Annotated in this window: 27 protein-coding genes; 6 read left to right on the top strand and 21 right to left on the bottom strand. The window is 62.8% G+C overall.

All coding sequences use genetic code 11. The features are described 5' to 3' along the window. Positions 1 to 5: 5 nt before the first annotated feature. The 3 genes from dps to JJ896_00680 all read right to left on the bottom strand — a co-directional run bounded on the left by dps (position 6) and on the right by JJ896_00680 (position 3,105). Positions 6 to 494, bottom strand: a complete 489-nt coding sequence (gene dps, locus JJ896_00690; GenBank protein ID MBO6778144.1) for a DNA starvation/stationary phase protection protein Dps — start codon at positions 492 to 494, stop codon at positions 6 to 8. Between the two features lie 124 nt (positions 495 to 618). Next, a complete protein-coding gene (locus JJ896_00685; protein ID MBO6778143.1) occupies positions 619 to 1,959 on the bottom strand; it encodes a family 1 glycosylhydrolase in 1,341 nt (446 codons plus the stop codon). Between the two features lie 30 nt (positions 1,960 to 1,989). After that, positions 1,990 to 3,105: a fatty acid desaturase gene (locus JJ896_00680; protein ID MBO6778142.1), complete on the bottom strand. Its 1,116-nt coding sequence runs from the start codon at positions 3,103 to 3,105 to the stop codon at positions 1,990 to 1,992. Between the two features lie 169 nt (positions 3,106 to 3,274). Here JJ896_00680 and JJ896_00675 point away from each other — a divergent pair, with 169 nt between their 5' ends. Continuing rightward, a complete protein-coding gene (locus JJ896_00675) occupies positions 3,275 to 3,718 on the top strand; it encodes a hypothetical protein (GenBank protein ID MBO6778141.1) in 444 nt (147 codons plus the stop codon). Positions 3,719 to 4,002: 284 nt separating this feature from the next. Here the strand turns inward: JJ896_00675 and JJ896_00670 are convergent, their stop codons facing one another. From JJ896_00670 to JJ896_00590, 17 genes are all read right to left on the bottom strand, one after another. Then, positions 4,003 to 4,530 (bottom strand): PCP reductase family protein, encoded by a 528-nt coding sequence (locus tag JJ896_00670; GenBank protein MBO6778140.1) that lies wholly within the window; start codon positions 4,528 to 4,530, stop codon positions 4,003 to 4,005. Continuing rightward, the gene (locus JJ896_00665) at positions 4,527 to 5,417 is read right to left on the bottom strand and encodes a P-loop NTPase (protein MBO6778139.1); all 891 of its coding nucleotides are present in this window, start codon (positions 5,415 to 5,417) and stop codon (positions 4,527 to 4,529) included. The genes JJ896_00670 and JJ896_00665 overlap by 4 nt, the downstream gene beginning before the upstream one ends. 66 nt (positions 5,418 to 5,483) lie before the next feature. After that, positions 5,484 to 7,505, bottom strand: coding sequence for a universal stress protein (locus JJ896_00660; GenBank protein MBO6778138.1), 2,022 nt, complete (start codon positions 7,503 to 7,505; stop codon positions 5,484 to 5,486). Between the two features lie 3 nt (positions 7,506 to 7,508). After that, entirely contained in the window at positions 7,509 to 7,910 is a 402-nt protein-coding gene (locus tag JJ896_00655; GenBank protein ID MBO6778137.1) for a hypothetical protein, read from the bottom strand. Beyond that, positions 7,907 to 8,080, bottom strand: coding sequence for a 4Fe-4S binding protein (locus tag JJ896_00650; GenBank protein MBO6778136.1), 174 nt, complete (start codon positions 8,078 to 8,080; stop codon positions 7,907 to 7,909). The genes JJ896_00655 and JJ896_00650 overlap by 4 nt, the downstream gene beginning before the upstream one ends. 4 nt (positions 8,081 to 8,084) lie before the next feature. Next, positions 8,085 to 9,227, bottom strand: a complete 1,143-nt coding sequence (locus JJ896_00645; GenBank protein MBO6778135.1) for a radical SAM protein — start codon at positions 9,225 to 9,227, stop codon at positions 8,085 to 8,087. 86 nt (positions 9,228 to 9,313) lie between these two features. Beyond that, positions 9,314 to 10,822 carry a c-type cytochrome gene (locus JJ896_00640; GenBank protein ID MBO6778134.1) on the bottom strand — a complete coding sequence of 503 codons (1,509 nt, stop codon included), beginning with the start codon at positions 10,820 to 10,822 and terminating at the stop codon, positions 9,314 to 9,316. Further along, entirely contained in the window at positions 10,819 to 11,631 is an 813-nt protein-coding gene (locus JJ896_00635; protein MBO6778133.1) for a cytochrome c, read from the bottom strand. Before JJ896_00635 ends, JJ896_00640 begins: the two co-directional genes overlap by 4 nt. After that, positions 11,628 to 12,434 carry a cytochrome c gene (locus JJ896_00630; GenBank protein ID MBO6778132.1) on the bottom strand — a complete coding sequence of 269 codons (807 nt, stop codon included), beginning with the start codon at positions 12,432 to 12,434 and terminating at the stop codon, positions 11,628 to 11,630. Before JJ896_00630 ends, JJ896_00635 begins: the two co-directional genes overlap by 4 nt. Beyond that, a complete protein-coding gene (locus tag JJ896_00625; GenBank protein MBO6778131.1) occupies positions 12,431 to 14,221 on the bottom strand; it encodes a cytochrome ubiquinol oxidase subunit I in 1,791 nt (596 codons plus the stop codon). Before JJ896_00625 ends, JJ896_00630 begins: the two co-directional genes overlap by 4 nt. Before the next feature lie 20 nt (positions 14,222 to 14,241). After that, positions 14,242 to 15,003 carry a hypothetical protein gene (locus JJ896_00620; protein MBO6778130.1) on the bottom strand — a complete coding sequence of 254 codons (762 nt, stop codon included), beginning with the start codon at positions 15,001 to 15,003 and terminating at the stop codon, positions 14,242 to 14,244. Continuing rightward, the gene (locus tag JJ896_00615; protein ID MBO6778129.1) at positions 15,000 to 15,266 is read right to left on the bottom strand and encodes a hypothetical protein; all 267 of its coding nucleotides are present in this window, start codon (positions 15,264 to 15,266) and stop codon (positions 15,000 to 15,002) included. Before JJ896_00615 ends, JJ896_00620 begins: the two co-directional genes overlap by 4 nt. Next, positions 15,263 to 15,463 (bottom strand): hypothetical protein, encoded by a 201-nt coding sequence (locus JJ896_00610; protein ID MBO6778128.1) that lies wholly within the window; start codon positions 15,461 to 15,463, stop codon positions 15,263 to 15,265. The genes JJ896_00615 and JJ896_00610 overlap by 4 nt, the downstream gene beginning before the upstream one ends. Positions 15,464 to 15,466: 3 nt before the next feature. Next, positions 15,467 to 15,811 carry a cytochrome C oxidase subunit IV family protein gene (locus JJ896_00605; protein MBO6778127.1) on the bottom strand — a complete coding sequence of 115 codons (345 nt, stop codon included), beginning with the start codon at positions 15,809 to 15,811 and terminating at the stop codon, positions 15,467 to 15,469. A gap of 3 nt (positions 15,812 to 15,814) precedes the next feature. Then, a complete protein-coding gene (locus JJ896_00600) occupies positions 15,815 to 16,432 on the bottom strand; it encodes a cytochrome c oxidase subunit 3 (protein MBO6778126.1) in 618 nt (205 codons plus the stop codon). 9 nt (positions 16,433 to 16,441) lie between these two features. After that, complete coding sequence (locus JJ896_00595) at positions 16,442 to 18,199, bottom strand: cbb3-type cytochrome c oxidase subunit I (protein ID MBO6778125.1); 1,758 nt, start codon at positions 18,197 to 18,199, stop codon at positions 16,442 to 16,444. Positions 18,200 to 18,285: 86 nt separating this feature from the next. After that, a complete protein-coding gene (locus tag JJ896_00590) occupies positions 18,286 to 19,071 on the bottom strand; it encodes a carboxypeptidase regulatory-like domain-containing protein (protein MBO6778124.1) in 786 nt (261 codons plus the stop codon). Positions 19,072 to 19,322: 251 nt separating this feature from the next. On the opposite strand from JJ896_00590, the gene JJ896_00585 reads away from it, so the two are divergent. The 4 genes from JJ896_00585 to JJ896_00570 all read left to right on the top strand — a co-directional run bounded on the left by JJ896_00585 (position 19,323) and on the right by JJ896_00570 (position 22,407). Continuing rightward, positions 19,323 to 20,084, top strand: a complete 762-nt coding sequence (locus JJ896_00585) for a DoxX family protein (GenBank protein ID MBO6778123.1) — start codon at positions 19,323 to 19,325, stop codon at positions 20,082 to 20,084. Continuing rightward, positions 20,084 to 20,446 carry a hypothetical protein gene (locus tag JJ896_00580; protein MBO6778122.1) on the top strand — a complete coding sequence of 121 codons (363 nt, stop codon included), beginning with the start codon at positions 20,084 to 20,086 and terminating at the stop codon, positions 20,444 to 20,446. The genes JJ896_00585 and JJ896_00580 overlap by 1 nt, the downstream gene beginning before the upstream one ends. Beyond that, positions 20,443 to 20,904 (top strand): DoxX family protein, encoded by a 462-nt coding sequence (locus JJ896_00575; GenBank protein ID MBO6778121.1) that lies wholly within the window; start codon positions 20,443 to 20,445, stop codon positions 20,902 to 20,904. The genes JJ896_00580 and JJ896_00575 overlap by 4 nt, the downstream gene beginning before the upstream one ends. Positions 20,905 to 21,126: 222 nt before the next feature. Beyond that, positions 21,127 to 22,407: a hypothetical protein gene (locus JJ896_00570; protein ID MBO6778120.1), complete on the top strand. Its 1,281-nt coding sequence runs from the start codon at positions 21,127 to 21,129 to the stop codon at positions 22,405 to 22,407. A 79-nt stretch (positions 22,408 to 22,486) separates the two neighbouring features. On the opposite strand, the gene JJ896_00565 is transcribed toward JJ896_00570, so the two are convergent. Then, positions 22,487 to 23,290, bottom strand: coding sequence for a sugar phosphate isomerase/epimerase (locus JJ896_00565; GenBank protein MBO6778119.1), 804 nt, complete (start codon positions 23,288 to 23,290; stop codon positions 22,487 to 22,489). A 68-nt stretch (positions 23,291 to 23,358) separates the two neighbouring features. Between JJ896_00565 and JJ896_00560 the strand changes: the two genes are divergently transcribed. Then, a complete protein-coding gene (locus JJ896_00560; GenBank protein ID MBO6778118.1) occupies positions 23,359 to 24,399 on the top strand; it encodes an alkane 1-monooxygenase in 1,041 nt (346 codons plus the stop codon). Positions 24,400 to 24,404 lie beyond the last annotated feature (5 nt).

The raw sequence follows: 24,404 nt of genomic DNA, 5'->3' as shown, positions 1-24,404 counted from the left end.
CGAACCTATTGCACGTGTGCTTCCAGGAAGTACAGGTGCTTGTCCAGCAGGCGCGTGATCTCCGTAAAGAGATCGACCGTGACTTCATCTCCTGCTTCGCCGGCCTGATTAATCGCGTCCCGCATGAGATTCGCGGTCTCGCCCCAGCGGTCGGCCAGCGCTTTCAGCGCTTCCATATCCTGGGTGACGCGGATGTCGATGTCGGCCAGGTCTGAGTTGCGGGCCGCCATGCGTACGGTGCCTTCGGCGACACCGCCGATGGCGACCGTGCGCTCTGCGAGCATGTCGATTGGCTCCGTCAGCGCTCCCGCTGCCTCGTCGAACGTCTCGTGCAGCTGTTTGAAGTGCGGACCCTTCACGTTCCAGTGCATCTGCTTCGCCAGGCCGCGAAGAACAATGATGTCGGCGAGGCGCTTGTTGATGAGCGTATTCATCGACTCTCGGGTTTCCTCCGAGAGACCGTTGCGAGTTTTAAAGAGAATGGCAGTCTCCATAGGGATCTGCATATGTATTAATTGGATATCTACTTACGCGAATTGTTGTTATAACGACTAATGGGTCCTCGGGTTCCGCGATTGCCGCTTAGAACCTCCACTAAGCCCCCAAAAACGCCGCTTTTCAGAAAGGCATGCGGCTCACGGCGTTCGCCGCGGCGATGCTGCGCAGATACCGGGCTGAGTCCTTGAAGACGGGCTGTCCAGACACCGAATCGATGGCGATGATGCCGGAGACGGGTGGGCCGGCCGCGTCGAAGGCGCTCCAGACGAAAAAGCCTCGCAGGTCCACGCCGTCCGCGGCCGCGAGTTGTGCACGCACCAGGTGACGCCTCAGGAATCGTACCCGCAGTTCGTCCCGGATGCGGCCGGCTGCATTCAGTTCGTCTATCGGCCCGTAAGCCGCACCGTTGCCAGTGACATAGACCGGTGGGTTGTCGTAGCGATCCGCGACCTGGGTGAGAATGGCGTGCAGGCTGCGGGCGTCGGCCTCGCCAAAGGCTGACTTGTCTCCGTCAAGGTTGGGGATCAGTCGAACACCCATGTGCTCGGAGAGGCTGTCCGCTTCGACACGCACCGGGGCGAAGTAGTCGATGCCCAGGAAGTCCGCTTCCGTTTCCGGGGCATCCAGGTCAAGCGCGAGCGCCTCAAGCAGGTCTGAGGGGTACGCTCCCTCGTACAGCCCGCCCAGCAGGAATCCGTTGCGGTATTGGTCCTCCAGATCTGCAGCCGGTCCATCGTTCTCCGGGTCGGCCGGATGCACCGGGGCCGCGCCAACGATGAGGCCGATCGGTGCTTGTGCGCCGGCCGCCTTGGCCCGGGCATGGGCCTGGAGCATGTGGTGCATCTCCGTCAGGCGCGTTGCCAGCAGGGCTCGGGTGGACTGCTCCGGATTCTGGGCGCGGGCGGCACGTCGGGCCTGCACGAACGGGGGTGCCGCGGCACTGACCGGGCGGAGGGTGGTGTCTGGCTCGACGGGTAGCCGATGTGCGTTGAGCCGGTCGCGGAAGGGGTCTGCCATGGTCACCCACATCGAGACCGCATCGCCAAAGGCATCGAACGCCTGGCGCGCGTAGTGCTCGAACCAGACCGGGGATTCCGCCGAGGCCCAGCCGCCCTCGTCCAGAAAGCGGGCCGGCATGTCACCCTGGTACAGTACCACCAGCGGTTCCACACCCGCGTCATTCAACAGCGCGAGTTCGGCAGCCACCCGATCTGCCTCATTGGTGTTCAGGTTCTCCCCGTCCGGCAGCAGGGCGGCCCAGTCCAGGGACAATCGGTAGTGGGTCAAACCCACGGCCCGCAGCGCCTGCACGTGCGCCTCGGTCAGTGTGACTTCCTGGAACGCGGCATTTCCCGCACCCCACACAAAGTCTTCCGGGAACGGTTCTGCCTGGCCGACCGGCCGACGGCATCCACTGAGCAGGACCAGCAGGGCGGTCAGGAGGGGTAGGAGAGCGCGCATCCTGCAAACTACGCGGCGCGCGGCGGTCCGTCATGTCGCCTGGACGCTCCGTACAGGTTCAGCGGGGCGTTGTCCCATCTCCCTGAGGAAGCGGAAGTGTGAGCGCAGCATCTCAGGCAGCGTAAGCTTGTTGTAGGGCACATCGAACTCGTTGGCCGTAGCCTCGATGATGGGCGCCATGCTGCGATAGTGCGTATGGCAGATCCGCGGAAACAGGTGATGCGTAGCGTGTGCGTTGGTGCCGCCAATCAGGAATTGCGCGACGCGGCTGTACGGGGACCAGTCGGCACTCGTCACCATGGCGTGGTAGGCCCAGTTGTAGGGAAGGACGCCGTCCTGGTCCGCCTCGGGGAATTCGGCCTCCTCGCAGAAATGCGTGCCTACGAGCAGGTAGACGAAGGCCGCGGAAACGACCATGGACATGCTCATGTAGCCGATCATGATCTGCCACCAGGGGAGGTCGAGCAGCATGAACGGCAGGACCAGGGCTGTCGTGATGTAGATCACCTTGGTCAGTGCGAACACCGCGTAGTCCTGCCAGCCATAGTCTACCGCGCCCAGGGTGGTGAGGCGCTTGCGATTGGTGATGTACAGGAAGTCCTGCCGCCACGCCGAATGCAGCACAATGATGGAATAGGCCAGCGGCGCATACAGGTGCTGCCAGGCGTGCTTGCGCTCCCAGGGTTGGTGTGGGCTGAGCCGGAGCAGTGGATTGCGCGTCACAGCGGAATCACCACCTTCCACGTTCGGGATCACGTGGTGGGCCTGATTGTGTCGCAGCTGCCACAGCGTGCCGTCCACGCCGAGGAATCCGAACGTGATAATCTGTACCCAGCGGTTGACCGTCTTACTCGGCGTGAGCGCCTGGTGCACGGCGTCGTGGGCCAGGTTGGTGACCAGCAGCAGGGCCGCGAGACCGTATAGCATCGCAAAGCCAAGCTGGGACCACACAGACTGGATCGGATTGATGAAAATGGCGGCGTAGCTGGAGGCCAGCAGAAGCACAAACACGGTGGCCTTAAACAGCATGAATCCGTCCGCATAGCGGGTCTTGCCGCGGGCCGCGAGGTCGTCGCGCACGCGTTGGCGCAACGTGAGGAAGAACCCGTTATCCTGGGTGGTATTGAACTTGATTGCGTGGGCCATGGCAGGGGGTGGTTTCCTGCAGACACGCGATTCCCCGGCTGGCGGGATCAGCCAGGCCCACGGGAGTCCCCGGCCGGCGGGATCAGCCAGGCCCACGGGATTCCCCGGCCGGCGGGATCAGCCAGGCCCACGGGATCAGGAAACCCCCATCGCCCCCTATCTTCGGTGAATGAACCAGCCCGACCCTGTAAGAGCCCGAGTTCTCGATGCGCTGTCACTTATCGCGTCCGGGGATCGGCTGGCAGCGGTCAACCCGGAGCTTCCCCCCGGTCGCGCTGCCTGGCTGCTCTGCGAGACCTGGTTCGACATCGTCTACCAGCCGGGCACACGCTATATGGACGGCCTGAAGGGCGATCACGACCCCGAGTCCGCGGAAGCCTTCCTGGCCCATTTCGGCGAGGACGAACGCCGCTGGCTGGAGCGTTTCAACCGCTTCCTGGAGTTACGCGTGGATCGACTTACCGCAGGCCAGCGAGAGAATCGGGTGTTTCCGCCGGGTGAACGCTGGACCAACGTCATGCGGGACGCCGGCCACATGGTGGATCTCCTCGGCGGTAATCCGCGCGAAAGCCGCATCCTGGAGACGGCCGCACAGAACCTGCTACACGCCTGAAATTCCGATCACGGCCTACCTGGGCGGCCCGAGAGGTTGACTCCGGCCGTGTTTGTAAACCTTCGCGCCGAGTTTGCGGCCCGAGAGGTTGAATCCGGTCGTGTTTGTAAACCTTTGCGCCGAGTTTGCGGCCCGAGAGGTTGAATCCGGCCGTGTTTGTGAACCTTTGCGCCGAGTTTGCGGCCCGAGAGGTTGAATCTGGCCGGGTTTGTGAACCTTTCCGCCGAGCTCCCGGCGCCTGTGTCCGGCCGCGGCACAGCGGGGGCAGCGCATCCGCGGGGGACCTACATGCCCATCTGCCCGCGCGCGCGCTCCAGGTAGCTGACATCTACGACTGCCGCGCCCTCTGAGCGCGCGGTGTCCTCGATGCCCTTGCGCACGATCGGACGCACGAACTCCGGAATACGCTCCATGCGCGCCTCGGCCTCGGCCGTCCATTTCAGGCCCTCGGCCGCCTCGATCTGAGGCGCCATCATGCCGCTGAACGGGCAGCCTCCGCCTTCACTCTTCGGCGCCGCACCCATCTTCTGCGCGTACCATTCCGCCGTGTGAGGAGCAGGCTCCTCGGGCGATGGGGCATCGAATCCATCCAGGTTGTCGCGGATGGTCTCCATGGGGGCAGCAGGCTCGGTGCGTCCGCCCACCTTGACGCCCAACGAATGAATCATCTGGGTTTCCATGTGATTCGTCAGCATTGCAGTCTGACGACCACATGTACCGCACTCGAAGACCACGGACAGCGAGCCGTTGTCGGGACCAAGGGCCTCTTTCAGGGCCATGGGTTCGTCGCAGTCGACGCAGAGAAACTTCATTGCGATATGGGTTCGCTCACGGTTTCGAGCAAGGCGAGCAGATTGTCGGCTACTGCGGCAACGCCCTGCGCCGCCGGTCCGCCGTCCGACAAGGCACGCTGGGGCCGTCCTGCATCAAGCAGTGAGCCGAAGTCCGGATCAAAAGGAATCTGACCGAGAGACAGCACGCCGGGCATGTCGAGCGGGTCCGAAGCATACAGCACATGCTCCTTGCCGCAGTCCGTGCACACGAAAGTAGCCATGTTCTCGACCAGCCCCAGCGGTCGGTTGCCGAGCGCTTCCTGGGCGAGTGTTACCGATTTGCGTACCACGTAGCGTGACGCCGGCGAGGGAATCGATACCACGACTGCGGCGGACAGACGCGACACGGTGTCAAACAGATTGGGCAGTTTGTCCGTGCCCGGCGGGAGGTCGATGAGCAGCACGTCCAGTGGGCCCCAGACGGTGTCTGCCAGCATCTCCCGGATGGCGTTGACCTCAGCCATGCCCCGCCAGGCGTAGGCGTGCTGCTGTGTGTGTGCCGCCCACTTGACGGGCTTTCCGTCCGGGAGGAACAGGTCGATGGACATGACCTTCACCCCGACTTCGGAGACAGGGGGGCGTACCCCGTGCGCGGTGGTCGGAAGGGTACGAGGCACGCCCGTCATCTGGGCCACGGAAGCGCCGTTGATGTCGGCATCCACAATGCCGGTGCGCATGCCGCGCATGGCCAGCTCCGTGGCCAGGTTGGTCGTGACGGCACTCTTGCCCACGCCACCCTTCCCGCTCATCACCGCGACGATATGCCGCACCTCGGAGAGGTTGGCGAACATGCGCTCGTCGCGCTCGGCCACCTGGCCGGCTACGTTCGAACCGCCGTCGTGGGCTATGTCGTGGTAGGTCTTCACTGAGGGTGTTCAGGCACCGGTACGGGGCGCGGCGCCGCTCTGGCGTGAATGTCTGGCGTCGCGCCCTCAGGCGTCGTCGAGATCAGGGGGCATCGCAGGGCCTGCGGCACCGTCGCCACCGGCAGGGGCCGCTCCGTCGCCTCCATGCGAGTCGTGCCCTTCCGCGCCGCTCTTCTTGGCCGCGTTCTGCTTGCGAATGGCTTCCTCCATCATCTGGAGACCGACCTTGATGCCTTCCTCGACCACGGGCAGGTCGACGAGGTCGGTGCCCTGCTCATCGGCAATCTTCTCGATGCGCCGCTTGGTGGCGTTGCGCATGAAGCCCTCCGGCACGCGCGCCAGTCGCGCAACGGCGTCCGGGGTCCACGAATAGTTGCCGTCGCGCGTATTGCGTTCCGGTGCCTGGGCGGCGTCCACAGCTCGTTGTCCCAACTCTCCTCGCTCCTCCAGCATTCGGGTTTCGATTTCGGTTACGTCCACCACCTCGGCCACCATGGTCCGGGTGATGGTGTCGATCTTGCGCACGCGGGCGCGCTTCTCCACCTTGGCCTTGGCGCGACGCCGTTGATAGCCATCCGGAATGGCGGCCAGAATGGCGCGGGCTTCCTCGGTGTACTTGAGCCGCACCTTGTCAAAGGCCTGCTCCTCGTGAATGGCGCCCTCCAGCGGTGCCAGACCCTCGATGGCCTCCTTGTCCAGGAGCTGCAGATGCTCTTTCTCTGCGCTGCACACGGTGCATTTGTGCGGCTCAAAATTGCGCGCTACCCAGCCGCACTTGGCGCACACCCAGGTCTGCTCATTCGCAGTCTCGATCTGGGTACGGGCCACATCGTCCGCAATGATGCCCATCGCCAGCATGGAGCTGCGGGGCAGGATGGTGCCTAGTGCCTGCTCCAGTACGGAGACCGTGACCACGGAGTGGCCGCGTTCCATGGCCCAGCGGTGCACGGTGGTGCGGGCGATGCCCTTGGCGAAGTCGGGAGCCCGGTCCAGGATGCGCTGTGCCGGCTCCGTCCAGATCATCGAGGATTCGGCCTGCACGTCCACGTCCGGGGTAAACCGCTGGCTCGAGAGCAGCACATTGCAGGGCACCAGGCGCAGCAGGTTTTCGGTGTTGGAGCCGATGTCCATCGACTCGTCGCTGTGCACTCCGATGCGGCCCATGACCAGCAGCCACGGCTTCTTGCGGCGCACGTACTCGAGAATCTTCTCGAACGCCTTGCCGTCCAGCAGCGTGATCTTGAGGTCGAAGTCCTCGTCCTCAGCCAGTTTGCGGGCCACCTCGAGGTGGGACTGGTAGATCTTTGCCAGCCCGGTGTCGATCACCTCCTCGTGCAACTGCTCCTGCTCCTGGAATTTGAAGACCTTCGAGGCTTTCTCCGTCAGCACATGCACGATGCTGTTGAACATCGCGTAGTGCAGGTACGGATCGTAGGCGCTGATGGCCTCCACCGTTTTGCCGAGTGCCTTGCCCATCTGGATGGCCGTCTTCAGGCCTGCAAATGACTCGGGACTGCCGTCCACGGCCACCACGATGCCGCCCCCGTCCTTGTGGGCCACCTCGCCGACGTTGGGCGTCAGCTGGTCCTCCATGGGAGCGGTGTTCTTGATGACCAGTGTGTCGGTCTTGGTGCGGCGCACCACGCGCTCGCACACCGAACCAATCTGACTGTCCTTGACGGCACCGAGCCCCAGGGCGCCCATGATCACGAGGTCATAGTCGCTTGTGTTGATGTCGTCGGCGATCACCCGAAAGTTTTTGCCGTCGTACATCTTCGGCTCAAACTGCAGTCCGGCCTCCTGGGCGCGCGCCTGCATCACCACCAGATAGGAGTCGGAGATCAGCTCCAGTCCCATCGTGATCAGGGTGTCATGCACCTTGCGCTGCTTCTCCATCTCCTCCTCGATGAGGTACTCATCGGGAAGGGTGAATTCCATCTGCTTGAACCGGTAGTCATGCAGGCGGGCTGCGTAGGCGTGACTGCCCACGAGTTCCGATTCAAATTCCTTGCCCAGCGCCACGGCCATGTCCACGGCCGTGATGCTGTGTTCGGAGTTGTCTACCGGTACGAAGATCTTCTTGTACATGCGTCAGCGCAGTCGGCTGAGCCGCTCCCGGACGTAGCCCAGGCGGTCGGCAATGTTATCGAGCGTGCGGTCCATGGTACCGCGGCGGGTGGGGGCGCGCACCCCTACGGCGAGAATCGCCGCGCTGAGGTGCTGGTCGCATTCGGTCAGGCTGGCGGTCTGGAAGTCGCCCAGCACGATCGTGCGGAGTTGTTCGAGTCGGAATCGTGCGGAGACGAGCGAGTTGCGAAAGTCGTCGTCTACCGGCAGGGTGCCAATGAGTCGGCTGATGCGCCCGATTTCCAGGCGCAGAACCGAAGGGGCCATTTGCGCAAACGTCTGGCGGCTGACGTAGTGGAGTTCGTTCCACTCGTTGTTCTCGCCAACGGCCACGTCGGCCAATCCGTAGGCGTCCTGACGTCTCATGCGTCTTCCTCCGGCACGATGGCGTCCTCCGGGCACACAGAAACGCACTCCTCAAAGTCGCAGCACGTGTCGTTGATCACGTAGATGGGATCACCTACCTCGATCGCTTCGATCGGGCATTCTGGCAGACATTTGCCGCAGGCGGTGCATTTGTCGGTGATCGTAAACATGGCGTCAGGACTGGCCCCAGGCCGGCATGGCGCGGCCGCTGCCGGCAATGGCGGCATCCATGTCGGCCGTGGTGACCACGGAAAGATGGTGCCTCGAAGCGTAGGCGATGAGCCCGCGACGCACCTTCTCCCGGATAAAGGCGATGGGAATGCGGTCGATGCGGCGAATCACGGGATCGGAGAACGCCACATCGGGGATCTCCGGGCGCTCCATGGAGCCGGGCTGATACATGCACGCCGGATCCTGGGCCAGGTGGTCTCCCGAGGCGGCGTAGGCCCGGCAGCGGCAGCCGCCGCATAGCTCCGAGAACTCGCAGGAGCCGCACTTGCCCTTGAGCCGGGCGGTGTCGCGCAGGTCCAGCAGTACGGAAGACGTATCCCAAACCGCTGTGAATCCCTGGTCCCGCACGTTGCCGGCGACCAGGTCCATGTAGGGACACGGCGTTACGTTGCCTTCGGGGGTGATGCGGCAGTACTCCGTGCCGGCCATGCAGCCGCCGGATTCCATGCCGCCCCGGCCCATCTCAAAGGCGAGCTGCTTGAACTGTGGCGCACACTTGGCGCGCACGAGCATGGGCGCGTACTCATGCTGGGCATCGACGAGTTCGCGCAGTGAGGCGTCGGTTTGGGCTGCACTGAGCTCCTGCTCGGCCATCTCCCGGCCCCGGCCGGTCTCGACGAGGTAGTACAGGTTGAAGGACCAGGCGCCCTTGTCCCGGGCAAACGCCATGAGGTCCGGCACCTCCTCCAGGTTGTCGCGCATGACCGTGGACTGCACCAGCACCTCCAGGCCGTGCTTGCGGCAGATTTCGAGGGCACGCACCGAATACTTCCAGGCGTCCGGGCCGCCGCGAAACGCGTTGTGCTTGCAGGGGTCCACCGAGTCGATGGAGATGCCGACGCCCTTTACGCCGCACTCCACCATCTTCTTCGCGACGTGGTCATTGACCAGCACACCGTTCGTGCCCATGACCACCCACATGCCAAGTTCGGACGCCCGGCTTGCAATCTGGTAGATGTCCCGGCGAAGCAGCGGCTCGCCGCCGGTCAGGATCAGCATCTCCGTGCCGAGCGCACGCATCTCGACGACGAGATCCAGGCACTCCTCGGTGGTCAGTTCATTCTCGGCCCCCTGACCGGCATCCATGTAGCAGTGCGGGCACGCCAGATTGCACTTCTTGGTCAGGTTCCAGGAGACCAGAGCCGGTCGGTATGGGCGCGGGGGCTGCAGAGTTATTCAGAGGCGTATTTGCGGCGCATGTAGAAGGTGATTCCAACCCCCAGCAGCAATGTGAACAGTCCGTATCCCGCCATCGGGCCCGCCGGAGAGGGCTTGTCGGCCACATCGACGTACAGGTTGTACCAGACGCTGATGCCGCGCCGGTTGCCGGCCTCGGCATTGAAGCCGTCCCAAACGGTGAAGGCCACCGGAATGAAGGTGCCTGCTTCGAAGCCGATATGGCCTTCCACCGAGCGATCCCGGGTGAAGGTGGCAGTCCAGGCACCGTCTTCGAACGCCGCGTCCACACCAAGGCTCGGACCCTCAGCCGTCAGCGCGTTCGAGCCGCTGCCCACGTAGTGCGTTGCCGTCGGACCGGCCATGTCCGCAAACCACAGGTCGACGGAATTTTTTCGGTCTCCGAACATGAAGTACGGGAGTTCCACGCCATCCGGGGCCTCCGTCGGGAATTGCAGCGCCACCGCATCCGACCACGTGCCGGAGGTATCCGGCGCGCCGATCCAGGGCTCGCCGGGCACTTCTTCCACCGCGACGTCCGGGCCGTTGCTGCCCCGCGTGTCGGCCTGCAGGTCGTGCCAGCGCAGCCGCACGGCAATCTGGTCAGCCGTTACAAGAGCTCTGGCTTCCACCGCGTTGACACCCGGGAAGAATGAGCGGCCGGGCTCTACCACCTGGCCAACAATCGGGAAGAGCGCGGGACGTGCCGCCTCGAACGCTTCCTCGGAGATGGCATCGACCGGGTCGGCAACCAGCGTGGTCGCGTAGTTCGGCTCGTCATTGGACAGCGAGAGCACATAATCCACCAGCGCCCAGCGGTCTTCAATCGGCTCGATCTCGTAGGCTGGCATCGGGCTGCCGTCCAGACCCGTATTGAACGTGCGGTAGATGTCCTCCCGACTCGATCCGTTGCGGAATGTCCAGCGTTTGGTCAGGTCGGCCGCGCGGATATGGAATCCCCACTGGTCCGTCAACGTGGGCGCAGAGGGTCCGTCACCGCGACCCAGGTCTCCGTGGCAGTCCACGCACTGGTTCTCCAGAAAGACCTCGCGTCCACGGGCGATGGACTCTTCGCTGGCCCGCGGTGCATCCGGAATCTCGATCAACTCCGGAATCCCAAACGGCCCCGCAAAGTCGTCGGCGAACGTCTTGATGTAGTACATCAGGTTCGTGATCTCCGACTCCGACAGGGACGGCCAGGGCGGCATGCCGGTGTACGGCATGCCCTCCCGGATGGAGCGCTTGATGTCCTCGTCACTCGGTAGTTCGCCGGACATGGAGCTCCGGAACTTGAACGTGGAGCTCGTGAAGTCGCGGGGGGCCGGGCGCAGGTAATCGGTCGCCGGACCGATCCCATCGCCCGTCAGGCCGTGACAGTGGGCGCACTTGGCGTCATAAAGGACCTTTCCGGCCTCACGCTGGGCGTCCGTACCGAGGTCTGGCTCCTGGGCCTGGGCAGGGACGGCGAGCCCCAACGCGGCGACAATCATGAGGGCGCGTTTCATTCGTGCACCTCCAGGGCGCGCGGACGGTGCCCCGTGTAGTCATAGAGGAAAAGGATCACATCCCAGATCTCTTCTTCCGTGAGGAAGAGTTCCCATGCCGGCATGGCGCTGGACCAGGGTGTGGACTCCACCGGCAGGCCGGGGCCCCCTTTCGCGATGCGCCAGAACAGGTAGTTCTCCTGCAGCATCGCAATGGTTGAAACGTCCTGGAAGTTGGCGGGAATGGGTTCGTAGCCATGGGCAAAGACCCCATCGCCCTCCATGTTGTCCCCGTGACAGAAGACGCAGTTTTCGTAGTAGACCCGGCGTCCGTTATCCACGTGCGCGGCGAACGCGGCAGGATCGCTGGTTTCCAGCGTGCGGTAGGGGTTGTCGTCCGTCACCATGTTGATGGTGCGGCCCTGGTAGCTGACCGTTGCAGGCGGTGGCGGGTGGATGGTGCGTCCGGCGACCGGCGGAGCGGGTTCGGCGGTCATGTCCGAGTAGACATTGAACGCCACCAGTGCGGGCACGGCAAGCAGCAGAATCACCAGCGGGATGGTGAACTTCTTCTCCGTAAAGAAGGCGATGGTGTTGGTCGCGGCCTCCCGCATGCGACCGTCCGCTGCGGTGATATAGGCAGCCAGGGCAATCGTAACGATGCCCATGAACATGTTCACGACGCTGGCCGGCACGGGCGGGTCGATGCCGTACGTGGACATCGCATAGACGGCGATCCACCAGGCAATGGCCCAGACGATGATGTTCGGCTTGAGAAACCGCAGGGCCACCATGGCCCCGATGATGCCGAGGACTACGAGTGTGTTCATGATCCTCCCGTCTTGCTGGCAAGGAACTGCACCAAAGCGTCCACTTCCTGATCGGTGACCTTGTCGCTGAAGCCGACGGCGGCGAGCGTGGCGCCCATGACGCCGGCCACGTAGCCCTCTGCGACAACCGCATCGGGATCCATGATGGATTCCCGGATTTCGGCTTCACTCATGCGGGCTCCCACGTCATAGAGCGATGGGCCCGCGCCTGCTGTCGGCACATCGACCGCATGGCACGTGTTGCAGAGGTAGGATGCGAATACGGCGGCTCCGTCAGGCGGGCCGGCCGCGGCGGCAGGGGCCGGGTTGTCGGCCACTTCTGTGGTGTAGCCGAGGTCGGTGGCCAGCGTGATCGTCGGCTCTCCGCCCAGGCCCTGGAGATAGGCGATGACCGCCTTGATTTCGTCGTCGTTCAGGCCGATCGGCGGCCGGTTGATCACCGGCATGCCCGGCAGGAAGCCCTCGACGATGAAATCATTGGGCTCGTACATCGACTTGGCCAGGTACGTTACGGCATCCTCACCGGGTACGCGGTCCGCGGCGGCCACGCCGATGCCGCCGAGGTCCGGGAAGCGCAGGCTGGACGGGTCGGCACCCGAACCGATCGTATGACAGCCGAGGCATGTGCCCTTGCCGGCCACAATCAGTTCACCCGCCTCCGCCAGCTCAAAAGGCGTCATGTCCGCGCTCAGGGTCGCGGACTCCGGCGGGTAGGTGATTTTCTGGGGTACGGTCTGCCCTACGTAGCTGTAGAACGCCGAGACCAGAATGGCGAATCCGAAGATCTTGACGGCGTTTTTCATGCCGTTGCCTCCTCCGTGGCGGGGCCTTTGGGCTCCCAGGGCTTCTTGCTCGAGAGGCCGGCCAGCCAGAAGACCACGGCGATGAATACAAAGAAGATGAGCACGATCACGGACACCACGTTGCTCGCGAAGCCGAGCGTGGGCGTGAACGCATCCACGGAGACGTCCTCCATGACGCCGTAGACGTGCCAGTGCTGGCGCATCCCGGCGCGCACGTAGCCCATAAGACCCATGGTCCAGGCAAACGTCAGCGCGATGAAAAAGAGTGCGTACTGACTGCGGGCGGGCATGTCACCCCACCGGATTTTTCCGGTGATCTTGGCGCCGCGGTACATGAAGATGTCGATCGTGATCACAGCCGCCATGCAGGCGAGCACGGAGAGCACCTGCGGGACCGAGAGGCCGATGCGCACGCTTGCTTCCACGAAGTAGCCGTAGACGCCGAGGAAAACCACGTAGATAACCGTAGCCGCAAAGATGCCGATTTGGGCGTAGTTGCCGGTCTTCGCCCAACTAACAGTCGGCTCCTTGTTGCCGCGCCTGTAGAGCAGGAAGCTCAGGAAAGTGGTCAGGATGAGCACGTTCACGGCCGTGTTCTTGGCGCTCATCACACCAAGTACGCCCAGCACCGGGTGATGAGCACCGCCCATTTTGCGCGCTTCCTCCACGGATGCCACCAGGGAGTGTGGCGTGGCCCAGACAATGAAACAGGCCGCGATCGTGATCAGCAGATACTTGATCATCGGCCGGAAGCGCTCCGCACCCTCGATGCGCTCCATCGACACCCAGAGGTAGTAGTTCGCCGCCAGGAACAGGTTGCCGATGAGCACCGCCTGGATGATGAACAGCCACGAGAAGGTGCCGCCCATCAATGTGATGCCCAGGCTCTGCGAGAAGCCATAGATCTCCTTGCCCAGCCAGTAGCCGGCAAACGGGAGGGGGAGGAGGGCTGCGATGGCAATGAAGTTGCCGATATAGCCCATCCAGTCATAGTGGGCCTTCTCCTCCTGCGTCTTGGCGCCCAGGAACTTGAACGCCGCGTAGGCCGCAGCCACCGAACCGCCGAAAGCCACGTTGGCAATGATGCGGTGGATGTTGATGGGCATCCACATGGGGTTCATGAAGGCCGCGGAGAGGCTGACCAGTTCGCCGGTCTCGGAGATGCCGGCGGGCGTGTTCATGAACGTCAGCCAGGCATCGGCGATGAACATGATGCCCGTGCCCACAATGTTGAGCATGATGCCCAGGAAGATGTGGAACTTGGGGTTGAACTTGCCCCACCCGTAGTAATAGCTGTAGAGGAAGATGGCTTCCAGGAAGAACAGCGCTACGTACGGGATGAACGTCCAGCTGAAGATGCTGATCAGGTAATCCGTCAGGCGCGGATAGAGGATGACCAGCAGAAAGGTCAGCATTGCGCCCAGCGACGCCGTGAAGCTGAACGACACCGAAAGCAGCTTCGTGAACTCGTAGGCCAGCGCGTCATAGCGCTTGTCGCCGCTGACGTAGCCGATGATCTCGATGATCACGGCAAACATGGGCACCGCCAGCACGAACGCTGCAAACATGAGGTGCAGCTCAGCCGTGACCCACATGATCACACGGCTACCCATCCACGGGAAGGTGCGGTAGTCGGGGCTGTCGACCACCTGGGGCGCCGCGAACGCCTCCATGGGGCCGGCCAGCAGGATTATGGCCGCTGCGGAAACCAGGCCCATCGCCGTCGCTACGCGTTCGCGCGAAAGGCCCTGAAACGGACCGCTCTGGAGAAGGCGGTCGGGGCGCATGCCCCAGATGCCGCCGCGCCTCACAACGTGCCTCGCAGGTCGTCGAGGAACGCCTGAACCGCTTCCTCACTTTCCACGGTTACGTAGCCCTTCATGCGGTAGTGGGACAATCCGCAGAGCTGGGCGCAGGCAATCTCGTACTCACCCTCCACGTTGGGCCTGAACCACATGGGGATGATCAATCCGGGGATCGCGTCCTGCTTGACGCGCAGTTGCGGCACCCCGAACGAATGAATGACGTCCTTGCTCGAAAGGTTGAGAATGACCGGCCGGTCTACCGGCAGATGCAGCTCGTTTACCGAGACGACGTCGTCTGCGGAGGCCGGGTCACTGTCGTCGAGTCCCAGCGGGTTGCGCACCGTGTCGACCAGTTCCGGCACGCGGCGGCCGAATTCGCCGTCTTCGCCCGGGTAATGCACGTTCCAGGCAAACTGCTCAGCCACCACGTCCACACGGAAGGGAGCATCCTGGGCAGTCGGGAAGTCGTTCTTGATGAAGCCGTAGAGCGGGAATGCAAAGCCGACGAGCAGTGCGGCCTCGGCCAGAATCACGCCCATTTCCTGGTACTTGGACCATTTGCCGTCCGCGCCGTCGTAGTTGGCTACCGGGTTTCTGCCCCTGCGGAAACGGAAGAGCACGTAAATGAAGTACGCTCCCCACCCCACAAACAGCAGGGCCATCAGCCAGTGGACCAGCGACATCATGAAGTCGATCTCCGCGGCGTGGGCCGCCGCGCGGTCGGGCATGCCGAGGAATTGGCTGATATCGAGAAACTCCCTCATGGGCCTTGCTCGGTTTGATTGGAGGAGGGGGAAGCCTGGGCCTGCTCAAGGTCTTCGGCGAGCACGCTCATCTTCCGGAAAAAGCCGACGATGCCCATGAACACACCGCTCATGAGCGCAAAAAGCACCATCATGGAGGCCGAGACGGCCCGCACGGCTGGTGCATCGGATCCCGCTCCGAAACAGCGCTCACAGGCGGAAGCCGCCTCGGGCCACGCTGCCACGGCCAGCAGGAAGAGAGTGAGTATGGTGGCGCGTCTCATGAAGCGGCCTCCAGCTGTTTCATCTTCTCCAGGAACCGGCGGCCATACACCACCAGCCCCACACCGGAGGCCACGGCAAGCGCAGCCCAGACGAAGCCCATCACCCCATCGACCGTCATCAGAGCGTACACCGCAGAACCGCCGGCCAGCAGGGCCGACAAGGTGATAAACACGATGTGCAGGGTTTTCAGGGACATGGCTCAGCGCGTCTGTTCCATGGTCACCGCCTCTTCAGCCGGCCAGATCTGATCCTGGTCGTTGTAGGCGGAGACAAAGAGGATGAACATGAAAATCAGGAAGGCGAACGTCACGCCCAGAATCCAGAAGATGAGCTTCTTCTCATCAATCAGGTGCATGAAGTAGGCCGCCACGAGGCCTCCCTTGATGGAGGCGATGAACAGCGCCAGCGCAAGGGCCGGCCCGATGCTCAGGTCGATGTACGCCACCGCGACCGTCACCACGGTCAAGACGAGCAGCGCTCCGAACACGATCATGTAGGTCCGAACGTGTTTGCGGATTTCTTCCACACTGTGGGCTTCCGACATGGCTCAGACCAGATAGATGGTTGGAAACAGGAAAATCCAGACGAGGTCCACGAAGTGCCAGTACAGGCCCGCCACCTCGATGCGGCTCTTGAAGCGTTCGGGATCGGTCTTCCACATTTTGGCGCCGGGGCCCCAGAAGTAGCCGTTCACAATCATGCCGCCGATCACGTGGAGGGCGTGCAGGCCGGTCATCACGAAGTAAATGCCCAGGAAGTTGTTGTCGGCAGGGAAGTAGCCGTGCGAGAACTTGTCGCCGTACTCGATGGTCTTGATGATCAGGAAGCCGAAGCCGCATAGGATCGTCAGACCCATGTACAGCTTGTACTTCTTGAAATCATTCATCGCCAGCGCCGCCCAGCTCAGCACAATGGTGACTGAGGAGGCGATGAGCACCACGGTGTTCACGAAGGCCAGCGGCACGTTCAGGACCTGGGAGGCGGTCGTGAAGACTTCGCCGTCCAGTTCGCCGGGCCAAACCGGCACGCCGACGCGCAGGAAGATGTAGGCGGAGAAGAGTCCGCCGAACAGCATGATCTCGGAGGCCAGAAACAGCCAGACACCAAGCTTGGCGTTGTTGACGCCGGTGTCGGGACGGACCTCTACGGTATAGGGAATCTGCATCGTGAGGCGTCAGGGCTGGTCCTGGGGGTAGAAGTCGGAGTCGTGACCAGGCACGCTGTATTCGTACGGGCCGCGGTAGACCGTCGGGATCGTCTCGAAATTGCCGTGTCCCAGTGGGGGCGATGTGGTCGCGGTCCACTCGACGGTCGTGGCTTCCCACGGATTGTCGTTTTCCACCTTGCGACCTTTCCAGATGGACCAGAAGAAGTTGAAGATGAACGGCAACTGGAAGAGGCCCAGCACCCAGGCGGCGATGGACATCGTCTCGTTGTAGTGAACGACCTCCTGAGCGAAGTCGTAGCTGGCGCCGCCGTCATACAGCCGCCGGGAGACGCCCGCCATGCCCTGTATGAGCATGGGGAAGAAGATGAAGTTCATCGGGATCACGGACCCCCAGAAGTGCACCTTGCCGAGCGTGTCGTTCAGGTATCTGCCCGTGGCCTTCGGATACCAGTAGTAGATCCCGGCAAACATGGCCAGGATGGTCCCCGGTGCCACCACGTAGTGGAAATGCCCAATCACATACATGGTGTCGTGAAGGGGAATGTCCGTGGGGGCGAGGCCGAGGGGCAGCCCCGTCAATCCTCCGATCCCGAACATGGGAAGGAACGCCAGCGCAAACAGCATCGGCGTGGTGAACCGGATGGAGGCCCCCCACAATGACAGGAACAGGGCCGAAAGGATGATCACACTCGGAATGGAGATGATCATCGTGGTAATCTGGAAGAACCCACTGAGCGCGGTACCCATGCCCGTGATGAACATGTGGTGGGCCCACACGATGAAGCTCATGAAGCCGAGGAATACCAGGGAGTAGACCATCAGGCGATAGCCCCAGAGCGGCTTCCTGGTGTTGTTGGCCACGATCTCCGCGACAATGCCCATCGCGGGGAGAATGAGGACGTAGACCTCGGGGTGCGCCAGGAACCAGAACAGGTGCTGCCAGAGAAGCGGGCTGCCGCCGCCGGCCACGTCGAGCACTTCACCGCTGACCACCAGGCCCGAGGGCAGGAAGAAGCTGGTGCCCGCAAGCCGGTCAAACAGCTGCAGCACGCCGGCCGCCTCGAGCGGCGGGAACGCAAGCAGCAGCAGGAACGAAGTGACCAACTGTGCCCACACAAAAAACGGCATGCGCCAGAGCGTCATGCCGGGGGCCCGGAGCTGGATGATCGTCGTGATGAAGTTGACCGCACCCAGGAGCGATGACGTGATCAGGAAGATCATGCCGATGAGCCACATGGTCTGGCCCATCGTTTCTATGTCCGCAAGCGGCGGGTAGGACGTCCAGCCTGCTTTCGCTGCGCCGGCCGGGACCCAGAAGCTGGCCAGCATCACGATGCCGCCCACAAAGAAGACCCAGTACGAAGCCATGTTCAGCTTCGGGAAGGCCATGTCGGGGGCACCGATCTGCAGCGGCACTACGTAGTTGCCGAACGCACCCACAGCCAGCGGCACGATGCCCAGGAACACCATGATGGTGCCGTGCATCGCGCCGAGCTGGTTGTAGAACTCCGGCTGCATCACGCCATCCGGCATGGTGGCGTCACTGAACAGCTGGCCGATAATCGGCAGTGCTTCGCCTGGATAGGCCAGCTGCCAGCGCATCAGCATCATCAGCGAGAAGCCGATGAAGAGGAAGAGCAGGCTGGTCAGGCCATACTGGATGCCGATGACCTTGTGATCCGTAGAGAAGATGTACTTCCTTATGAAGCTCTCCTCATGGTGGTCATCATGGTGGTCGTGTCCACCGTGGTCGTGATCGCTCATGCGTCTCGCGGATGCTCCGGTTCACGACGGGCCGCCGCAGCCGAGCTGCGGGCCAGAACCGGAAGAGGGAGGTCCGGTCCGGGGGCCTAGGAGGCGGAGGAGAACTCGAAGGACACGCTGGCGGCTGCGCCGTCGGTGACCGACACGTTCTGGGTCTGGGTACCGTATTCCTCGTGCCAGGCTTCAATCACGTAGTCGCCGGCCGGCAGGCCTTCGATCGAGAAGCCGCCGTCATCGCCAGAAACGGAGTAGAACGGGTGGTCGGTCACGCCAGCGTATGCGCCCATCCAGGGGTGCACGTCGCACTTGATGAAGACCGGGACTTCCGGAACGCGGAATTCGCGCTCACGCTCGTCGCCCTGACGGGGCATGCCGAAGTTGAACGGGCGGTTCGTTTCGGGCATTGCGTGGATGTTGTGCAGCAGCGGATCCGAGTTGAGGATCTTGATGGGCTGGCCGGCCTGCACACCGAAGACGTGTGGTGTGTACATGCAGCCGGTCTGGTCAAACACCACCGGTTCGGTCGGGGCGGGGAAGTTGTATCCGTCGGGAAGACCCTCTTTCACGTAGACAAACACGTTCTTGAGCGTGCCGTTGTCGTTGACGACGACGTTCTGGGCGTAGACCGTATCGCCGGCCTGCAGCTCGTTGCACTCACGATCCAGGCGCACCGGGACCGGGTCGGGCGCGGTGCCGCTGAAGGAAATGGAACCCGTGACGCTTGCCGAACCCATGGGGGTGGCGTCGGCTGCGGCCGCTGCCGGCTCGTCTGCGTCGGAAGAGGAGTCTGCTGAGTCGCCGCCTCCACAGGCGGTCAGAAGGAGAGTTGCTGACAGCGTAAAGAGAGCAAGTACGCGCCGGAACGGGTTCATGGAAGACGGGGTGTGGGTGATTGGGGAAGCTGGGGTGAGCAGGTGTTTGTGGGGGGACCTGCAACGCCGTTTACCGACTTTTCAAAAAGCCACTTCGGATATACGAATAAGACGTGGAAGCGAGCAATAGAATGAGCGACTTGCGTCGACCGGCTTATGCACATCTTGCACTTGTCCGTCAGCAGGCATTGCGGTCACGGGCGCTTACGTCGAAATTGAATTCCGCGTAAAGGCAAACCCACACCACGCCAATGAGCGCCACCACCCGCTTCCTGGAGTTCGGGAATACTCACAATGATGCCGCCCTCGACATCATCCGCACCTTTCTGGGCTTTGCCCTTTTTGTGCGCGGGGTGCTGTTCATTGCCGACGCGGACCGCATTCTTGCGCTGATCCAGGACGAGCAGATGAGCTACCTGCTGCCGGCTGTCGCCCTGCAGATTGCCGCGGCCACGCACCTGTTGGGTGGCCTGATGCTGTCGGCCGGGCTGCTGACGCGGCTGGGTGCGCTCATCCAGATTCCGGTTCTGCTCGGCGCTGTCTACATCTCCGCCCAGGGCGGCGGCCTGTTTCTGCCTGATCAGAGCCTCGAGCTGAGTGTGCTGGTGCTGTTCGTACTGGGCGTGCTGTTCGTGTTCGGCTCCGGCAAGCTGTCCGTGGACAACTTCCTCTTCAAGCCGACCGACGAGAAGGAGCCGGTCAACCGCGCCACGTCGGCCGAGTACCGGGCGCGCGTGCGGGAATGGGAGTCTGAGCACATGAGCCGTGTCGTCGAGCAGCAGCCCCGGCGCGAGTTCAAGTCTGCCGAAGAGGCCAACCTGTGGCGGCTCAAGATGGTCGTCAAGTATGGGGCCATTGCAGCCGCAGCCGCCATCGCACTCATTTTCCTGGTGCAAAGCCTGCCCTTTGAGGTGACCGTTGCCGAGATCGGGGCCGTGGGCGGCGCACTGTTCATGATCCTGGCCTTCTTCTTCCTCTTCTTTGGCTGGGCTCTCAGGGACGTTGAGGACTGATGGACTGGGTCTGGCCCCTGTACAGCGAATACGTGCACAAGACGCTGGGAGGGGACGATGCTCCGGAGGACCTCCAGGAGCAGACGTTCATCTCCCTGCTGAGTGCATCTACCGTAACGGTGCTGGTCCAGGAGCCGTGGCGCGGATCGGTGCGCTTCAAGCGGCTGGCCGTGCTCGGGCCGGATACCATGTTCGATCTGCTGAACGACCCCGAGGGTTGGCTGGCCGGCCGTTTCGGCGGTGGCAAGTTCAAACTCAACTTTCACCACGGGATGCACTTCGTCGCGACCCGTAATTTCAAACCCTCCGGTCCGCCTCGGTGGACGGAGCTCCCCGACATCGAACCCCAGTACGCCCAATGATTGAAGCGCTGAACAGGATGCCTGCCTATCGCCGTCTGGTGACATGGCAGTGGAGTCACAACTCGCTGGCGATCGATCTCATTCGCATGTTCATGGGCGTCGCCCTGCTCATCCGCGGCGTAGCGTTCCTGTCTGATCCAGAGATCCTGGAGGCCTTTGCCGGCGACCGTGCCGTTTCGGCCGCCAAGTACTACATCATCTGGAGCCACATCATCGGAGGCGGGCTGCTCCTTGTGGGGCTGTTCACACGGATTGCGGCACTCTCACAGATCCCGATCCTGGTGGTCGCCGTGTTCTTCGTGCACCTCCCGGGTGGATTTGCCACAGAGAACCAGTCGCTCGAATTGTCCGCGCTGGTGCTGGTGGTGCTGTCTGTGCTGGCCATCTACGGGGCCGGCAAGTACTCGCTGGACTACCGGATCTTCTACCGGGACCTGACTGCTTCGCCCGGCGGCTGAGGGGGCGAAAACGGCAGGTCAGCCTGTCGCACAGGGAGCTGCCCCGGGGAAAAATAGCGGGTCGGCCAGATTTGAGGGCAACAATCAGGAAGCGCTTCCGTCCTTCCTGTAGCGGTTCCAACCGGCATCTGTGAACCGAACGCGGACAGAGCGTGTCCGCTATGGTAGAACTTCCTCAAATCGCTGGATATCCCCCCGTTCGGCAACGTCCCCTTGCATAGCATGAAACGACTGCTGGCCCTGCTGCCCGCGCTCTTCCTTCTCATACCCACAACCCAGGCCCAGAACGGGGGGTCTCTCCGGGTCTTCCTGGACTGCGACTTTTTCTGCGACGACAACTTCATTCGTGAGGAACTGCCGGTCGTCGACTTCATCACCGAGCGTCAAAGCGCGGACGTACACATTCTTTACGCCCGTCAGACCACTGGATCAGGTGGCGACCGCATTACGCTCACGTTCCTCGGTCAGCGCGACTACAGCGCTCTCAGCGATACGCTGACCTACGCCACTCCCGGGGACGCAACAAGTGACGTCGAGCGTCGCGCACTGCTCCACAATCTGTCGCTGGGTCTGGTCCGATACATGGCTCGCGCCGGTATCGGCGACAAGCTGACCATCACAGCCATCAAGCCCCAGGTTACCGAACAGCCTGCGGCATCCATCGAAGTCGATCCGTGGAACTACTGGTCCTTCTCGATCGGGGCGTCCGGCAACATGAACGGTCAGGAGACCACCAATTTCCGGAGGCGCAGCGCCCGGTTCAGCGCAAATCGAACCACGGAAGAGCTGAAGGTGCGCATCAGCGGCAACCTGAATGACCGCCGCAGTGAATTCGATACCGGCGACGACACCATCGTCAATGAAACCCACAACGAGAGTCTGTTCGGGCAGGTCGTGAAGTCCATCGGCGAACAGTGGGCCGTGGGTGGGACCGCCAGGCTATCCGCGTCCAGCTTTCAGAATAACGAGCTCGAGACCGAGTTCGGCCCGGCCATCGAGTACGACTTCTTCCCGTACTCCGAGTCCACCCGGAGGCTGCTTACGGCCCAGTATGGTGTGCGGCTCGCTCGTCGCAACTACGAGCAGCTGACCATCTTCGGGCTTGAGGAAGAGACCATTCTGAGGCACTACCTGGACCTGAGTCTGAGCCTCTCGCAAAAGTGGGGCAGCGTCTCGGTCTCCGCCGATATCAGCCACCTGCTGACCAACTTCGAGCGCAGTCTGACCGACTCCTACAACCTCGGGCTGTTCGGCAATGCCCGTGTGCGGCTGTTCAAGGGTTTCAGCTTCAACACGTTCGCGAGCTACAACCGTATTCGTGATCAGCTGGATCTGCCCGGCAACGCGGCGACCAAAGAGGAAATCCTGCTCCAGTCGATTCAGCTGCCGACCGGATATTCCTTCAACATGAACTTCGGGTTCACGTACCGCTTCGGATCCATTTTCAACAACGTGGTGAACCCGCGTTTCGGCGGCGGAGGGGGTTCGGTCATCTTTTTCTAGACGACGTCCGGGTCGTCGACGTCATCTGGCACCGACGTCTCGGGGCCGGCAGTCGGGGGGCTGCCGGCCCCGTCTTGATTCAGAGCGTTCTGAGATGTGCGATGCTTCGGCGGGCCGTGACCAGCGGCTCGGTCGCATTGTCGCGCTCGACGAAGAAATGCTGCCCGCCCACGCCGCGCGCGGCCTCGATGAGCGCCGCAAAGTCAAGCGTGCCGTCCCCCACATCGACCATGGACCGGTCGGTAGCCATGTCCTTGACGTGGAACAGTCGGAAGCGGTCCGGATGGGCCTGCATGAGGGCGATGGTGTCCTGCCCGGCATAGGCGGTCCAGTACCAGTCCAGCTCCAGCTTCACCAGACCGGCATCGGTCCTTTCGAGGATCAGGTCATACGGCATGCGTCCATCCAGCTCCTCGAACTCGAATTCGTGGTTGTGGAACGCGAACTGAACACCGGCAGCGGCGCACTTCTCTCCGAAATGATTGAACTCGTGGCAGATGCCGCGCCACGCGTCGAGCGAGGTTCGCTGGTCCGGGCTCATCCAGGCGCAGACCAGGTAGTGGTGTCCCACTGCGACTGCGTGCTCAATGAGCGCGTCGATGTCCTCCCGCATCTGCCCCAACGTGGCATGCGCGGCCGGCGCGGCCAGACCTACGTCGGCCAGGATGCGCTTCACCTCCTGAGGGGCGTGCCCGTGATACCCCGCAAACTCCACCTTCGTGTACCCCAGATCCGCCAGAGCGGCCAGCACGCCGGGCAGGTCCTGGGAGGCCGGGCCTCGAAGCGTGTACAACTGGATTCCGGCGTCGGGTAACATGCGTTGGCGTCCGGGTGTGAGTGCCGGCGCGACCGCCAGCAGCGACAGGAAGTGTCGTCTGTTCATGAGTGAAGGCACATTTGCAGCAGTATACGCCCGTGAGGGCCTATCTTCGGGCTCCAGTTTCTCCCCCTATGCGTGCTCTCAAATACCTGGCAGCGCTGCAGATTCCTGCGGCCGTGGTGCTCTCGTTCTGGCTGCCGGGTTGGTGGTCATTCTTTGCGGTGTTCTTTGTCTACGGCCTGATCCCCATCGCTGATCAGTTGCTGCCGAAGACCGAGGCGAACATGTCGCAGGCCGAGGAGGCCGTCGCGCGCGCGGAGCCGCTGTACGATGTGATGCTGTATCTCTTCGTGCCGCTGCAGGTGGGCATTCTTGTCGCGTACCTCTACGCCATGGCCAGCGGCCTGTGGTCGCCCGTTGAGATGGTCGGCGGCACACTGGCGATGGGCATTTCGTCCGCTGTGTTGGGCATCAATCTGGCCCATGAGCTGGGGCACCGTACTACCCGGTTTGAGCGTGGGCTCGCCAAGGCTCTGCTGCTTACAACACTCAATACCCACTTCATCGTGGAGCACAATCTGGGGCATCATCGGCGAGTTGCTACGCCGGAGGATCCGGCAACAGGGCGGTCCGGTGAGTCGGTATACCGCTTCGTTGTGCGCTCCATGATCAACAGTTACCGATCAGCGTGGTTTATCGAGCGGGAGCGTCGGGGGAAGCGGCAACTGGCGTTCTGGTCGGTTCGGAACGAGATGCTCCAGCTGACGGCGATCCAGGCAATGGCCCTGGTGGTAGTGGGCGCCGTGTTCGGGCCGTTCGGGCTCCTGGCCTACGTGCTCAACGGCCTGTTGGGCCACGTGCAGCTGGAGGTCATCAACTACATCGAGCATTACGGCCTGACCCGCGAGAAGCGGGACGATGGGCGCTATGAACGGGTGCAGGCGCACCACAGCTGGAACTCGAACCACGCGCTGGGTCGGCTGGTGCTGTTTGAATTAACCCGCCACTCGGATCACCACTACATGGCCAGCAGACCGTATCAGGTCTTGCGCAGCCTGGACCACGCGCCGCAGATGCCGGCGGGATATCCGGCGATGATGCTGCTGAGTCTGGTACCGCCTGTCTGGTTTCGGGTGATGGACCCGAGGGCAGAGCGGGCGCTGGCGGAGTAGGGGTC

Source organism: Rhodothermales bacterium (assembly GCA_017643395.1).
In the GTDB taxonomy this organism is placed as follows: domain Bacteria; phylum Bacteroidota; class Rhodothermia; order Rhodothermales; family UBA10348; genus JABDJZ01.
Note: the sequence above shows the minus strand (reverse complement) of the source record. Positions and strands in the feature narration are given on the sequence as shown.

Bases quoted from the DNA above. Each gene is read 5' to 3' on its own strand.
- JJ896_00610 (MBO6778128.1), bottom strand. From the start codon at position 15,463: ATGTCCCTGAAAACCCTGCACATCGTGTTTATCACCTTGTCGGCCCTG.
- JJ896_00660 (MBO6778138.1), bottom strand. From the start codon at position 7,505: ATGTACAAGAAGATCTTCGTACCGGTAGACAACTCCGAACACAGCATC.
- JJ896_00650 (MBO6778136.1), bottom strand. From the start codon at position 8,080: ATGTTTACGATCACCGACAAATGCACCGCCTGCGGCAAATGTCTGCCA.
- dps (MBO6778144.1), bottom strand. From the start codon at position 494: ATGGAGACTGCCATTCTCTTTAAAACTCGCAACGGTCTCTCGGAGGAA.
- JJ896_00680 (MBO6778142.1), bottom strand. From the start codon at position 3,105: ATGGCCCACGCAATCAAGTTCAATACCACCCAGGATAACGGGTTCTTC.
- JJ896_00580 (MBO6778122.1), top strand. From the start codon at position 20,084: ATGGACTGGGTCTGGCCCCTGTACAGCGAATACGTGCACAAGACGCTG.
- JJ896_00685 (MBO6778143.1), bottom strand. From the start codon at position 1,959: ATGCGCGCTCTCCTACCCCTCCTGACCGCCCTGCTGGTCCTGCTCAGT.
- JJ896_00605 (MBO6778127.1), bottom strand. From the start codon at position 15,811: ATGTCGGAAGCCCACAGTGTGGAAGAAATCCGCAAACACGTTCGGACC.
- JJ896_00620 (MBO6778130.1), bottom strand. From the start codon at position 15,003: ATGAGGGAGTTTCTCGATATCAGCCAATTCCTCGGCATGCCCGACCGC.
- JJ896_00600 (MBO6778126.1), bottom strand. From the start codon at position 16,432: ATGCAGATTCCCTATACCGTAGAGGTCCGTCCCGACACCGGCGTCAAC.
- JJ896_00575 (MBO6778121.1), top strand. From the start codon at position 20,443: ATGATTGAAGCGCTGAACAGGATGCCTGCCTATCGCCGTCTGGTGACA.
- JJ896_00635 (MBO6778133.1), bottom strand. From the start codon at position 11,631: ATGAACACACTCGTAGTCCTCGGCATCATCGGGGCCATGGTGGCCCTG.
- JJ896_00590 (MBO6778124.1), bottom strand. From the start codon at position 19,071: ATGAACCCGTTCCGGCGCGTACTTGCTCTCTTTACGCTGTCAGCAACT.
- JJ896_00570 (MBO6778120.1), top strand. From the start codon at position 21,127: ATGAAACGACTGCTGGCCCTGCTGCCCGCGCTCTTCCTTCTCATACCC.
- JJ896_00625 (MBO6778131.1), bottom strand. From the start codon at position 14,221: ATGCGCCCCGACCGCCTTCTCCAGAGCGGTCCGTTTCAGGGCCTTTCG.
- JJ896_00630 (MBO6778132.1), bottom strand. From the start codon at position 12,434: ATGAAAAACGCCGTCAAGATCTTCGGATTCGCCATTCTGGTCTCGGCG.
- JJ896_00585 (MBO6778123.1), top strand. From the start codon at position 19,323: ATGAGCGCCACCACCCGCTTCCTGGAGTTCGGGAATACTCACAATGAT.
- JJ896_00675 (MBO6778141.1), top strand. From the start codon at position 3,275: ATGAACCAGCCCGACCCTGTAAGAGCCCGAGTTCTCGATGCGCTGTCA.
- JJ896_00645 (MBO6778135.1), bottom strand. From the start codon at position 9,227: ATGGATGCCGGTCAGGGGGCCGAGAATGAACTGACCACCGAGGAGTGC.
- JJ896_00655 (MBO6778137.1), bottom strand. From the start codon at position 7,910: ATGAGACGTCAGGACGCCTACGGATTGGCCGACGTGGCCGTTGGCGAG.
- JJ896_00560 (MBO6778118.1), top strand. From the start codon at position 23,359: ATGCGTGCTCTCAAATACCTGGCAGCGCTGCAGATTCCTGCGGCCGTG.
- JJ896_00565 (MBO6778119.1), bottom strand. From the start codon at position 23,290: ATGAACAGACGACACTTCCTGTCGCTGCTGGCGGTCGCGCCGGCACTC.
- JJ896_00670 (MBO6778140.1), bottom strand. From the start codon at position 4,530: ATGAAGTTTCTCTGCGTCGACTGCGACGAACCCATGGCCCTGAAAGAG.
- JJ896_00595 (MBO6778125.1), bottom strand. From the start codon at position 18,199: ATGAGCGATCACGACCACGGTGGACACGACCACCATGATGACCACCAT.
- JJ896_00640 (MBO6778134.1), bottom strand. From the start codon at position 10,822: ATGAAACGCGCCCTCATGATTGTCGCCGCGTTGGGGCTCGCCGTCCCT.
- JJ896_00615 (MBO6778129.1), bottom strand. From the start codon at position 15,266: ATGAGACGCGCCACCATACTCACTCTCTTCCTGCTGGCCGTGGCAGCG.